Genomic DNA, 14,134 nt, shown 5'->3' with positions numbered 1-14,134 from the left:
TAACCAATAAAATAAGATTTACCCCCTATTATATACCGAATTACCCCTCACTACAAGCAGGTTTTTATTGGTTAATTTGTTTAAATCAAATTATATAAAACATTTTCAAAGGGAACATTAACTGCTTTTTTCTAAAGTATATTTTTACCTGAGATTGAATACCTTTTTATTGCGGCAACCTGACCAGTGTCTACAAACAATTCATTAACCTAACCAAAACCAACCTGAATATGAGAAAAAATTACTCCTGATCCCTGAACCCACCCAGCTTTAAAGCCAGTGCTTCATTCCGCACAGGCAAACACAGATGTAACTGCTATGGTATCCTATAGCTGTAGGCTATTCCTGTGTCCTTACCCTAGCTCAATAAATTAATTAACTCCAAATATGATGAAAGAACCACTACAAAAAATACGGGGTGTTTTTCTGCTCGGTATGCTTATGTTATTCGCAGAAAGTGCACATTCGGCCATTTCTATTGTTCAGCAGGATACCGCCAGATTTACTGCAACAATAACCGATGAAAACCGGTCCCCCCTGAAAAATATAACCGTTAAGGTACAAAGAACGGGGCTTAAAACTATTTCTGACGCTGATGGTATCTTTTCTGTTGGCGCCAGAAAACAAGATGTGCTCTTGATGAGCCTGAATGACCAGGCGCTCTTTAAGTACACCATTAACGATACAGATACCACCGTGATTGTGATCCATTCAAAAAATGTGGTCCTCAAGCAAAACCGTGAGGTACGGCTTTTATTCGGGGTCACTGCGAATCCCAACCAGACGGCTGCTTCTACTGATGCGGTTTATTCTTCTGATGTGACCAGGATGCCCGTTACCTCTGTCTCTACAGCATTGACTGGCAGGCTCGCTGGTTTATATGCCCTGCAATCTTCCGGACAGCCTGGGGGGGATGGCTCTTCTCTGAGTCTGAGGGGCCGGTCACCCCTGGTGATTATAGATGGTGTACCCCGCGGACTATCAATTTTCAACCTGGAAGAGATCGCATCGGTAACGGTAGTTAAGGATGCGCTGGGGAATGCAATGTTAGGCGGTAAAGGGTTTAATGGCGCATTGCTGATTACCACCAAGAGGGGCTCTAAAGCAAACCAGATGATCTCCTTTACTGCACAAACGGCTTTCCAGAAATCGCTCAAAGTTCCACAGTCGCTGAATGCATTCAATTATGCCACTTTATATAATGAAGCAGCGGCAAATGACGGACTGGCGCAGCCCTACACACAGGCGGATCTTGCAGCCTATCAGAACCATACAGATCCTTATGGCCACCCTGATGTAAACTGGATAGACCAGACCATAAAACCAAATACACGGATGGACCAGTATTCCCTTAACATCACAGGCGGAAATGATTGGGGGAAATACTTTGTATCCATGCAGCATATCAACCAGATCGGTTTTATGCAGACTTCCGATGAAAATAGTTATGATACCAATAATAAATTCCTCAGTTATGTAGTCCGGTCCAATGTAGATATTAACCTCAATAAGAACCTTTCTGCGGGAGTAAATTTGTTCGGCCGTATCCTTAATGGCAATGAGCCAGGCTATGGTTATGCGCCCCTGCTTTATTCCTACATCCAGAATACACCGGCAAATGCTTATCCGGTTTTTAATCCGGATGGTACCTATGGTACTTCTGCAAGCTACCAGACCAATGTTTTGGGGCAGGCGATAAATTCCGGTTATACTTCCAACTATAAACGTGATGTACTGGCAGATTTGTTTCTGAAACGTACGCTGAATGAGATCACTGAAGGTTTATGGATAAGGGCAGCGGCTTCCCTTTATTCCACCATTTCTGAAGATATATACCGGACGAAGTCTTTCGCAAGTTTTGCCTACAACGCGCAGACTGGCCTTTATACACAGTATGGAACCAATGGAACCCAAGGCAATAGTAACGCGATAGCTTATCAGAGCCGATCAGATTATATGGAGCTGAAACTGGGATACGATAGGACCATCGGAAAGAATGCAATCAGCAGTGTCATCTTCGCCAACCGTGACAATACCGTTGCAGATTCCAATCTGCCTTATACTTTAAAAGGGATTTCCGGAAGGGCAGCCTATACCTACAATGAGAAGTATACCGCTGAATTTGCGATGGCCTACAACGGGTCTAATTACTATCCGCCGGATGGGGATTACAAGTTTGGTTTCTTCCCTGCGGCAGGGCTTTCCTGGCATATTGGCCGGGAGGATTTTTTTCCAAAAAACAAGGTATTGAATGACCTGAAATTATTTACCTCTTATGGTAAGAATGGAAATGACAACCCTGGTTATTTTTCTTATATCCAGCGGTATTATGATGGAAGCGGAATTTATTTCGGCTCCAGTGCCGGCTCCAATACCAGTATTTTTGAGCAGCCTATCGCAAATGCGAATGTAAGTTTTGAGCAGGCCAAAAAGCTCAATGCCGGAGTTCAGGGTACGCTGTTTAACAGCCATCTTGGATTTAAAGCGGAATATTACAACAATAAATATTACGATTTATTGATGGTCAGGGGTAAGAACTCTGCCTTATTGGGACAGGTTTATCCGAATGAGAATATTGGGGAATATACTTACCGTGGCTGGGATTTTAGCCTGAACTGGCAGCAGACGCTGAAGAATGACCTAAGCTATTTCCTTGCTTTTACGGGGGGACTGCAGGAATCTGAAGTGTCCTATATTGATGAAGTTATCCAGCCTTATTCCTGGATGAAACGAACGGGACAAATGGTGGGGCAGACTTTCGGTTATATTGCGGATGGTCTATTCCAGTCGCAGACTGAAATCAATAATAGCCCGAAATATGAAGGATATACCGCCCATCCTGGGGATATTAAATACAAAGACCTAAACGGAGATGGATTGATTAATCAGTTCGATCAGACGGCGATTGGCGCAACGAAGCCACTTTTCTTTTACGGATTAAGTTTAGGGTTCCAATGGAAAGCATTTGACCTGAATGCTTTGGTACAGGGTGCCTTGAACAGAAAAATCTACTTGTCGGGAGCCACCGAATGGGCTTTTCAAAATAATGGTTTAGGACAGGCATGGGAGCATAACCTGGACCGCTGGACACCGGCTACTGCTGCGACTGCTGCATATCCACGGTTAACCGTAGGGACGAACATTAACAATGAAGCGACCTCTACCTTCTGGATGAAATCCGGCAATTACCTCAGGTTGAAAAATATTGAAATAGGATATACGGTGCCAAAGGTGATCACAAGAAAGATCAGGTTGCAATCACTGCGTGTGTTCGCCAGTGGAACCAATCTTTTCACGGTTTCGGTTGATGACCGCGTGGATCCGGAGGTGTATAACATGGCTTATCCTATTCAGCGCTTAATCAATTTGGGCATAAACATTAAACTTTAAAGAGATGAGATCAATGAAGAAAAATATATATATGCTGTTGTTCTTTTTACAGGCAATAGCACTGTACTCAGGTTGTAAAAGAATTGAGACCGAACCGAGAGACTGGATTGATGCGGAATTGGTATGGGACGATAAGGATAAAAACGGAACTGTGGCAGGTTTTTTTCTGAATAGCGTGTACAGTTATATTCCCAGGGGATTTAACCGTATCGGTGGTGATTACCTGGATGCGGCATCCGGAGATGCCATTCCTTCGCGCAATAACCAGACCGTAGAGTATTACACCAATGGGCGGATCAGTGTGCTGAATAATCCGGATCCCTACTGGGGAGAAAGCTATAGCGGTGTCAGGGCTGCCAATATTTTCCTGGCTAATATTGATCAGGTACCAATGGCGGCAGTAACCAAAAGGTACTGGAAAGCAGAAGCCCGGTTTATCAGGTCGTTAATGTATTTTGAATTGCTTAAACGGTACGGTGGGGTACCCTTGGTGGGCGACAGGATTTTCTCCATCAATGATAACCTGGAACTGCCAAGAGGGAGTTTTGCGGAATGTGTAAATTATATCGTAACGGAATGTGATGCGGTAAAAGACAGTCTCCGCTTAGAATCGGGAGCGAACTACGGGGCTTCAGATTGGGGACGGATACCTAAAGGTGCGGCGATAGCCTTAAAAAACCGCGTTCAGCTGTATAGCGCAAGTCCGTTATTTAATGGAGGAGGCTTTGAAGGTAATGCTGCGGTAAAAGCACTGACAGGGTATCCTTCCTACGATGCGAACCGCTGGCAGCTGGTCATCAATTCTGCTGAGGAATTGATGGCATTAAATTATTACGGTCTGCAGGCTTCTTTTCAAAATGTGTTTACCGTGAACAAAAACAGTGAGGTGATCCTGAGTAAGCAAACGTATGCGAATTTTGAGATAGAAACCAACAATGCTCCGGTTGGCTATGGTACACCAGCAATCAGTTATGGAAGAACCAGTCCTACTGCTGACCTTGTCAATGCTTTCCCGATGAATACGGGGATAGCGATCAACAGCACTAGTCCTGCTTCAGGCTATGACCCTGCACAACCTTATGCAAACAGGGATCCGCGTTTGGCATTAACGGTTTTTTATAATGGATATACCTGGCTTAACCGTGCGGTACAAACCTATGAAGGTGGTTTGGATAAACCAGGAGGTAATGTCGTGCAGACCAAAACGGGTTATTACCTCCGCAAGTTTATGGCCAATTTTGCTACCAATACCACCTACAGTAACCAGGCGCACAATTTTATCCTTTTCCGCTATGCGGAGGTATTGCTGAATTATGCGGAGGCGCTAAATGAGGTTGGCCGTACCACGGAGGCTGTGACACAAATTATCGCCATCAGAAGAAGAGCAGGAATACAAGCGGGGACAAACTCGGCCTATGGCATACCTGCAGGCATTAGTCAGGAAGAGATGCGAACATTGATCCAGAATGAGCGAAGGATAGAACTTGCCTTTGAAGAGCACCGTTTTTGGGATATCAGGAGATGGAAAACGGCACCGGTTGTTTTAAATGGAAATTTATCAGGTACCAGAATCACTAAAAATACAGACAACAGCTTCAGTTACGCGACGATTGTTGCCGCAACCACTGTTTTTACCAATAAGCTGTATCACATGCCTATTCCCTATAGTGAGATCACAAAAAATGTAAACCTGGTACAAAACGAAGGTTGGTAATTTATTCAATAGTACCCATCATTAAAGCTATTCAAATGAACAGAAAATATTTATATCAAATCATTACGGCCCTGCTCTTTTTCTGTATGCCGGAAAAAGGGAGTGCCCAGACCCGCGTGGTAGAGGGTATTGTGAGAGATAATATCGGACCTATGGTTGGGGTTTCGGTAAAAGAAAAGGACGTTGCCGGTAATGTCGTGCTCACCAATGGTGATGGAAAGTATAAAATCTCGCTGAGAGGGAAAACAGGGATTATACAGGTGATCTATATTGGGTATATCACCCAGCAAATCACCGTTGGAAACAAGACCACTATCAATGTCAGGATGGAAACTGATAACAATGACTTGGAAGAGGTGGTGATCCTCGGTTATGGAAAGCAGAAGAAACTCACCTTAACCGGGGCGGTGAGTACAATTTCGGGACAGGAAATCAGGCAAAATCCCTCTGCCAGTTTGCAGAATACCCTGGTAGGCCGTTTGCCGGGATATTCTGCCCAGCAAAGGTCGGGGAAGCCTGGATCTGATGGGGCTGATTTTTTTATCCGCGGGGTAAGTTCTTATAACACGGGATCAAATAAACCCTTGATTATTGTAGATGATATTGAATACGATTACGACCAGTTCTCTTTGCTTGATGCCAATGAGATTGAAAATGTAAGTATCCTTAAGGATGCGGCTACGACTGCGATTTATGGGGTAAAAGGTGCGAATGGCGTGTTGGTGGTAACCACCCGCAGGGGCAAGAAAGGCAAGCCAAATATCACCTACAGAAATGAATTCAGTATCCTGACGCCGACCACGATGCCTGAATACCTGGATTCTTACGAATCGGCGATACTGTACAATAAGGCGAGGGCGAATGACAATCTGTCGGAGCGTTTTACAGCTGATGACCTGCAGAAGTTTAAGGATGGTTCGGATCCTTATGGCCATCCCAATATAGACTGGAAAAGTGTGTTATTTAAAGATTACAGTACACAGGCGAAAGCAAGTTTTGATATTGACGGGGGTACAGATAAGGTGAAGTACTTTGTCTCTGCCGGATACCTTACCCAGGACGGAATGTTGCAGGAATACAGTGTGGAGGAAAATGGGGTAAACTCTAACTTTTATTATAACAGGTATAATTACCGTTCCAATTTAGACATCAAGGCGACCAAAACATTAGACCTGAGGATTGATTTATATGGTAATGTGGCCATCACGAATGAAAATAACATTGGAAGTGCATTTGGTAAAAATGATGTGTTTTATGATTATGTAAGTTTTCTTTCTTTGGCGCCATGGGCGTATCCGATCTATAATCCGGACGGCAGTTTCGGCTACAGCACCTGGCAGAGGGATGAAAATCCGCTGTACAACCAGAATAATATCGTAGGGCGGATAGCGCATTATGGGTATACCAGGCAGCATGAAAACAATATGTTCTTTATAGGTAATGCCAATCAGAAACTGGATTTTATCACCAAAGGCCTGTCTTTAAAAGGGGTAGTTTCTTATTCGAGTAAGTATTCCTATAACAGGAATATGACCAGGGATCAGTTTCCTTCTTTCATCTATAATCCGGCAAATGATACCTATACCCCGCGTGATATCAATATTTACAGGGTAAGACGGTATTTTATAGGATACAGTGCAGGAAGTACGGAAAGGAACCTGAATACACAGATTCATTTAAACTATGACCGTACTTTTGCCAAGCACCATGTATATGGTCTGGCACTGAGTAACCGCAATACGGTACTTAAATACAGTGGTAACTCTGTATATAATTTCGTGCCGAATAACTTCCAGGGATACTCGGGCAGGGTAGGTTACGATTTTGACGATAAATACCTGCTTCAGTTTAATGCTGCCTACAATGGATCTGACCGCTTTGGAGATGATAAATTTGGGTTTTTCCCGGCAGTATCTGCAGGATGGAATATCTCTTCGGAGCCATTTTTTAAGAACAATGTCAAAGTGGTTAACTACTTGAAGTTAAGAGGTTCGTATGGGGTTGTGGGGAATGACAAGATTGGAGATGAGTTCAACTATTATTATCTGCAGAACTATTACTCGGGAGGAAGTGCAAATTTCGGATCGGGCAGCAATTGGTATACGGGGTTCTATGAGGGAACATTAGGAAACAATGCAGTAACCTGGGAGCGGGAGAAAAAACTGGATATTGCCCTGGAGTTTGCGTTGTTTGACAACAAACTTGCCGGGAGTATTGACGTATTCAGGAATAACCGCTACGATATCATGACAACCAGGGGTACCGTATCTGCCGTATTCGGTGTAGGCTTACCCCCGGTGAATTTAGGAAGGGTTAGAAATCAGGGGGGAGAAATTGAGCTGACCTATAAAGATAGGTTCGGGGAACTGGGGGTGTCGGTCACTGCGAATTATTCGTATGCTAAAAACAAGATCCTGTACAGGGATGAGCCTGCCGCCGCTTTTCCTTATCAACAGTTAACAGGTAACAGTATTGGTTCCGGCCTATTGTATCAATGGATAGGTTTCTATACTTCGGCGGAAGATATTGCTGCCAGTCCGACAACAGAGATCAGCCCAAGAATAGGCGATTTGAAATATGCAGACCTCAATGGTGATGGAAAAATTGATCCTTATGATATGTCTTACACGGGGATGCCCAACTTACCGAATAGCTATTATGGCTTGAATTTAGGGTTTAATTATAAAAATTTCTCCTTCTCCGCCCTATTCCAGGGTGCCCTGAATTACGATATCCGGGCTATAGCAGAAGGAATTCAGGCATTTAGCTCTAACCTGACCTCCAACCACCAGAACTACTGGACGCCTGAATTGGGTGATGCTGCACAGTATCCCAGGTTATCATTTACACCCGGCATGAGCAGCGCAGCTTCGTATCCATCTACCTTCTGGTCTATAAAAGGGAACTACCTGAGATTGAAAAATATAGAGCTGGGATATACTTTACCACAAAAGCTGTTGACAAGACTTAAAGTACAGAATATCCGCACTTACCTGAATGGATATAACCTGCTGACCTGGTCGAACCTATCCAAACGTTATCAGTTTGATCCGGAGTCCAATACAGCAAACGACAAGATTGGCTACCCGCCCCAGAAAATTTTCAATATTGGATTAAGTGTTACGTTTTAATGTGTTTGCTATGAAAAAGATATTTATTTTATTTATTTGTGCTTTGGCTATCGCTTCCTGTAAAAAGGGAGCCAGTCTGGATAACCAGGCCAATACCGGTGATACGGAAGAAACTATATTTACGGATAGTGCTAAAACTGTGGGATTCCTGAACAACATTTACAGTGCTGTTGGCTACAGTTTTGAAAAAGGAAGGTTCAGTTCCCATGGAAATACAGAGCAGGCTACCGATGATGCAGAGTATTCGTATTCAGGTACTGGCCAGTTTGCGGTGATTATGTATAATGGCACCATTTCACCCAACAACTTCTTTTCTCAGGGCGCGGTACCCGACTTCTGGTCTACCCCATATTCCAATGTCCGTAAGGTAAACCAGTTGATTGCGAAAATTGGCGGTGCACCACTTTCTGCGGCGCTAAAGACGAGAATGCTTGGAGAAGCCCGGTACTTGCGGGCCTGGTACTATCATTTTTTACTGGTTAATTTTGGCGGTGTTCCACTGATCGGTGATCAGGTATTTGGCATTAATGATATCATTAATATACCCAGGTCTTCTTTTGAGGAATCGGTAAATTATGTAGTTTCTGAACTTGATGCTGTTGCCGCTATACTCCCTGCCCCTTCAGGTTATGCCGAGGAAAATTATGGGAGAGCAACCAGGGGCGCGTGTCTGGCCTTGAAAGCGAGAGTATTGTTATACGCTGCCAGTCCCTTGTTTAATGGGCAATCTGTGGCTACAGGCGAACTGGCTAAAGTAGTGAGTTACCCGGCTTATGATGTATCGCACTGGCAAAAGGCCGCGGATGCTGCCGAAGCAGTGATTAACTCCGGTTATTATAGCCTTATGGAGGACAATACAACCGCTGCCGGTTATGGTTTTTACAATACCTTTCTGAAAAGATTTCCCAATACGGAGTCTATTTTTATGGCTAACCGCGGCACCAACAGGGACCTGGAATGGTATTACAATCCACCAAGCAGGGGTGGGGCTAAAAACTCCCAGCCTACGGAGCAATTGGCAAGGGCCTTTCCTATGAAAAACGGGAAGTCTACCTATGATGCAAGCTCTGGTTTTGATCCGGCAAATCCCTATGTAAACCGTGACCCCCGTTTCTATTATTCCATCATTCATAACGGAGCACTTTATTACAGTACCAGTACAGGGAATTTAGCGCCGGTAAATACTTATCTCAATGCCCCTACGGACGGGTATCTGCTGGTGGGCACCGGACCGACAACTACAGGTTATTATGGCCGGAAGCTGTGTGATGTGAATATCTCCTCGAACAGTTCCTTTGTGACGGAAAGAGGACTTCCCCTGATGCGTTATGCCGAGATGCTGCTTAACTACGCGGAAGCCATCAATGAAGCTGGTCAGACATCCCTGGCCTATCCGAAGCTGGCAGCCATACGCAGGCGTGCAGGTATTGATGAAGGAGCAGATGGACTGTATGGAATGAAGGCCGGGATGACTACAGAGGAAATGAGAACCTTTATCCAGAATGAAAGAAGAGTGGAACTGATGAATGAGGACCACAGGTGGAATGACATCAGGAGATGGAAAATTGCTGAAGCTGTAAATAACGGATATAACAAGGCGATGAAAATTACCAAAACTGGCGATATTTTCACTTATGAAGTTGTAAATACCATTCGTATGCATGTTTTCAGGCCTAAACAATATTTAATGCCTATTCCGCAGGTGGAAATTCTGAAAATGACAGCGATGGTTCAGAATCCGGGTTATTAAGTGGTATGGATAGTACCTCCTGATCAACATTTTTTTTGTTAAACATGAATGCTTGGCATATGAGTGCTGAAACCTGGTCACTTATTTTTCCGGCTTTTATAAGTATTGCTGTTGTTTCCTAAACAACAGCAATGCTTATAGGTAGGTACAGGATGTATTTTATAATATTAAAACACCTTCGGCTTACTGAGGCGAATCATTACCTATAGGAGACGGATCAATCGAAGAGGACAGTAAGCTTGTAGGGGTTATTGCTGTTTATAAATATCTGATATAGAAACAGTGTTGGTAAAGTGTTGGAAAATTGTGTTCCCTAAATTTGACAGGATGCCTTATATTTACAACATCCAACAATTTTCTTAATGAGCGACGAATTAGATAACAACGTAAACGAAGAGACAAAACATAACGTAATCCCTATTAACGGACTATACGAAAACTGGTTCCTCGATTACGCCTCCTATGTAATTTTGGACCGCGCTGTACCCCATATCAATGATGGTTTGAAGCCGGTTCAACGTAGAATTATGCATTCGCTGAAAGAAATGGACGATGGACGTTTCAATAAAGCGGCGAACGTGATCGGTAACACGATGAAGTACCACCCGCACGGGGATGCTTCTATTGGTGATGCCATGGTGCAGATCGGGCAGAAAGACCTGCTTATTGATTGCCAGGGGAACTGGGGTGACCCGATTACCGGTGACAGTGCAGCAGCACCCCGTTATATTGAAGCAAGGTTATCCAAATTTGCCAATGAGGTCGTTTTCAACTCTGATACGACCATCTGGCAGCTGAGTTACGATGGACGGAATAATGAACCGCTCACCTTACCTGTAAAGTTCCCGCTATTGCTGGCACAGGGAGCTGAAGGTATTGCGGTTGGTTTGGCCACGAAAGTGATGCCCCATAATTTTATTGAATTGCTGGATGCTTCCATTGAAGTGCTGCAAGGCAACAGGCCAAATATCCTGCCCGATTTCTTTACCGGTGGAATGGCAGATTTTTCTGCATATAATGAGGGGATGCGCGGTGGAAAAGTCCGCGTAAGGGCAAAAATTACAGAGAAGGATAAGAAAACACTGGTCATTACAGAAATACCTTACAGTACCACTACGGGATCTGTTATTGACAGTATCCTTTCTGCCAATGATAAAGGAAAAATCAAAATCAGGAAAATTGAAGACAATACGGCTGCGAATGTGGAGATTGTGATTCAACTGGCACCGGGAATATCACCTGATGTAACTATTGATGCTTTATACGCCTTTACTTCCTGCGAGGTGTCTATTTCCCCGAATACCTGTATCATTAAGAATGATAAGCCTCAATTTCTGACGGTGAATGATATTCTGATACAGAATACACAGAATACCAAAGACCTGTTAAAGCAGGAGCTTGAGATTAAGTTACATGAACTACAGGAGAAGATTTTCTTCAGTTCATTACTGAAAATATTTATTCAGGAAGGGATGTATAAACATCCTGACTATGAGAATTCCGGAAACTTTGATGCGGTAGTGGGGGTGTTGAATATTTTGTTCGCGCCTTTTAAGGATCAACTGTACAGGGAGATTTTGCCTGAAGATTTTAAAAAGCTGATCGATAAACCGATGAGCAGTATTACACGCTTTGATGTGAAGAAGGCCGACGAGCAAATGAAGTCGCTGTCGGATGAGATCAAGGTAGTGAAAAACCATCTTCGCCACCTTACCGATTATGCAATTGCCTGGTTTCAGCGGTTGAAGGATAAATATGGGAAAGGCAGGGAGCGTAAAACTGAAATCCGACTGTTCGACAGGGTAGAAGCTTCGAAAGTGGCACTGGCGAATGTGAAAGTATACGTGAACCGTGAAGATGGTTTTATCGGTACGGGATTGAAGAAAGATGAGTTTATTGCGGATTGTTCGGACCTTGACGATATCATTGTTTTCCGTGAGGACGGAAAGTGTATCATCACGAAAGTTGCCGATAAACAGTTTGTGGGTAAGAATATCCTTTATGCACAGGTGTTTAAAAAGAATGATGAGCGTACCATTTATAACCTGATTTATAAGGATGCTGCAAGCGGTGTTTCCTACATCAAGCGTTTTGCGGTGATAGGGATTACACGCGATAAGGAGTATGATTTAACGAAGGGCAGTAAAGGCTCCAAAATATTATACTTTACCGCCAACCCTAACGGTGAAGCGGAGATTGTTACAGTGATGCTTAAACCGCATACCAAGCTGAAGAAGCTACAGTTCGATATGGATTTTGCGGATATTGCGATTAAAGGGCGTGCCTCCCAGGGGAATATTGTTTCCAAATATCCTGTGAAGAAAATCCTGCTGAAGAGCAAAGGGGTAAGTACACTTTCAGGCCTGAAGATCTGGTATGATGAGTTGCTGAGAAGGCTGAATGTGGATGGCAGGGGCAAGTATTTGGGAGAGTTTGATGGGGATGACAGGATCCTGCAGGTACATAAAGATGGCTGGTATGAACTGAGTTCTTTTGAACTGAGTAACCACTTTGATGCCGATCTGCTGCTGATCCAGAAGTTTGATCCGGAGAAACCTTTTGCTGTGGTCCACTTTGAAGGAAAAGCAAAGAATTATTACATTAAACGTTTTGTATTTGAGGCGATTGCGATAGGCAAAAAACAGACTTTAATCAGTGAGGAAAGCGGCTCGAGGTTTATGTACCTGACGGGTAATCCGGCAGCAACATTGACAGTAGATGTGCTGAAAGGGAAAACCCAGATTCCGGAGACGCTTGAAGTGGTTCTCGCTGAATTTATTGACCTGAAAGGGATCAGGGCAAACGGGAACCGGCTGAGTCAGCATGAGGTGAAGAAAATTGAAATCTCTAATCATGAAGAACTGGAGCTGAGCCTGGATGAAGGTGCCGATGAAAAAGAAGCTGAAGCTGAAGAAAATCTGGCTGAAGAACCGGATACCTTGTTCGCACTGGAAAAAGTATCTCCTGTAGCAAAAGCAGCACCAGCAGAAGAGGATCTGGCCGTTGAGGAAGAAGAAGTTGCTGTGATACCATTTGCAGTGAAGCAATCTGAAGTTGAACAGGCTGAAGAACCCAATGTTGTTGAATCTGATGAGGTGTCGTCTGCATCAGGAATTGTTGACCATGCTGATCCTGTTGACCAAGCTGATCCTGTTGACCAGGCTGATACAGTTGGACAGGCTAGTGCTGAGGAAAAAGTTGCGGCACCTGCCCCTAAAGTAAAAAAATCATGGGGAAGTTCTGCTGCGGGCAAGACGACGAAGTTAAGTCCTGCTGCGGAGAAGAGCGTTGATGAAGTAACTGATCAGGAAGATAAACAGCGTAAATCTGATGATGCCTCCAGTAAAGTAACTAAAGAGAATAAACCCAATAAAGATATTAAACTGGAAATTACGAATCCGGATGACCTGGAAGACCAGGGACAGCTGGATTTGTTTTAATTCAATAAGCCCGGTAACCTTTCCGCTGCCATGATAAAGGAGATCCCGAAAATGGCAGAGGAAAGGAAAAATGTCCAGTCCCATTTTTTGATTTTGAAGATGTTGATGAGGATGAAAGAAAGCAGCAAGGTCGCGATGACAATGAGGATCTGGCCAAATTCAAGACCGATATTGAAAGCAAAGAGTTCTGCAACGATGTTTGTACTTTTTCCCAGCAGGCTGTTCAGATAATTGGAGAAACCCATACCATGGATGAGCCCGAAAAACAGAGCCAGTATATATTTGAAGGTAATCCCTTTACTGCTGGCTTTTTTGGAGACGATATTGGAGAAGGCGGTAACCAGGATAGTCACAGGAATCAGGAATTCTATCAGATTTGTGTTGACAGTAATGATTTTTAATACACTTAAGGCAAGGGTTACACTGTGTCCGATAGTGAAGGCAGTCACCAGTAGCAGGACCTTTCTCCAGTCAGACAGGCTGTAAATGCCACAAAAGACCATTACAAATAAGATATGGTCGTATCCTTTCCAGTCTAAAATATGTTGCCATCCGAGCTCAAAGTATAATGGGAAATCCTGCATCGGACTAAAATATTTATTTTATATGATTAATGAGAATGAATAGGTTGATTTATTGGAGTGCCACACAAAATTATTACATGCGTTGAAGTTGCTCGAACTCGTATTTGGTATTCATATTGATTTTT

The 14,134-nt window shown here is 43.6% G+C and carries 6 protein-coding genes; 5 read left to right on the top strand and 1 reads right to left on the bottom strand.

The window, feature by feature from the left end:
- Positions 1–387 precede the first annotated feature (387 nt).
- From ACSBL2_RS21965 to ACSBL2_RS21945, 5 genes are all read left to right on the top strand, one after another.
- Positions 388–3,390: a SusC/RagA family TonB-linked outer membrane protein gene (locus ACSBL2_RS21965; RefSeq protein WP_442588704.1), complete on the top strand. Its 3,003-nt coding sequence runs from the start codon at positions 388–390 to the stop codon at positions 3,388–3,390.
- A gap of 13 nt (positions 3,391–3,403) precedes the next feature.
- Positions 3,404–5,104 (top strand): RagB/SusD family nutrient uptake outer membrane protein, encoded by a 1,701-nt coding sequence (locus tag ACSBL2_RS21960; protein ID WP_442588703.1) that lies wholly within the window; start codon positions 3,404–3,406, stop codon positions 5,102–5,104.
- A 35-nt stretch (positions 5,105–5,139) separates the two neighbouring features.
- The gene (locus ACSBL2_RS21955; RefSeq protein ID WP_442588702.1) at positions 5,140–8,235 is read left to right on the top strand and encodes a SusC/RagA family TonB-linked outer membrane protein; all 3,096 of its coding nucleotides are present in this window, start codon (positions 5,140–5,142) and stop codon (positions 8,233–8,235) included.
- 10 nt (positions 8,236–8,245) lie between these two features.
- Entirely contained in the window at positions 8,246–9,985 is a 1,740-nt protein-coding gene (locus tag ACSBL2_RS21950) for a RagB/SusD family nutrient uptake outer membrane protein (RefSeq protein ID WP_442588701.1), read from the top strand.
- 362 nt (positions 9,986–10,347) lie between these two features.
- The gene (locus ACSBL2_RS21945; protein WP_442588700.1) at positions 10,348–13,425 is read left to right on the top strand and encodes a DNA gyrase/topoisomerase IV subunit A; all 3,078 of its coding nucleotides are present in this window, start codon (positions 10,348–10,350) and stop codon (positions 13,423–13,425) included.
- Here the strand turns inward: ACSBL2_RS21945 and ACSBL2_RS21940 are convergent.
- Positions 13,422–14,009, bottom strand: coding sequence for a HupE/UreJ family protein (locus ACSBL2_RS21940; protein ID WP_442588699.1), 588 nt, complete (start codon positions 14,007–14,009; stop codon positions 13,422–13,424). The genes ACSBL2_RS21945 and ACSBL2_RS21940 overlap by 4 nt on opposite strands.
- Between the last annotated feature and the right edge of the window lie 125 nt (positions 14,010–14,134).

The sequence above is a fragment of the Pedobacter sp. AW31-3R genome, from assembly GCF_052180285.1.
In the GTDB taxonomy this organism is placed as follows: Bacteria; Bacteroidota; Bacteroidia; order Sphingobacteriales; family Sphingobacteriaceae; genus Pedobacter.
The sequence above is the reverse complement of the archived record's forward strand: the minus strand, read 5'-3'. Positions and strand labels throughout refer to the sequence as shown.

What these genes read in the sequence shown, in the direction of transcription:
- ACSBL2_RS21960 (WP_442588703.1), top strand. Translation starts at nt 3,404, where the DNA reads ATGAAGAAAAATATATATATGCTGTTGTTCTTTTTACAGGCAATAGCA.
- ACSBL2_RS21945 (WP_442588700.1), top strand. Translation starts at nt 10,348, where the DNA reads ATGAGCGACGAATTAGATAACAACGTAAACGAAGAGACAAAACATAAC.
- ACSBL2_RS21955 (WP_442588702.1), top strand. Translation starts at nt 5,140, where the DNA reads ATGAACAGAAAATATTTATATCAAATCATTACGGCCCTGCTCTTTTTC.
- ACSBL2_RS21940 (WP_442588699.1), bottom strand. Translation starts at nt 14,009, where the DNA reads ATGCAGGATTTCCCATTATACTTTGAGCTCGGATGGCAACATATTTTA.
- ACSBL2_RS21965 (WP_442588704.1), top strand. Translation starts at nt 388, where the DNA reads ATGATGAAAGAACCACTACAAAAAATACGGGGTGTTTTTCTGCTCGGT.
- ACSBL2_RS21950 (WP_442588701.1), top strand. Translation starts at nt 8,246, where the DNA reads ATGAAAAAGATATTTATTTTATTTATTTGTGCTTTGGCTATCGCTTCC.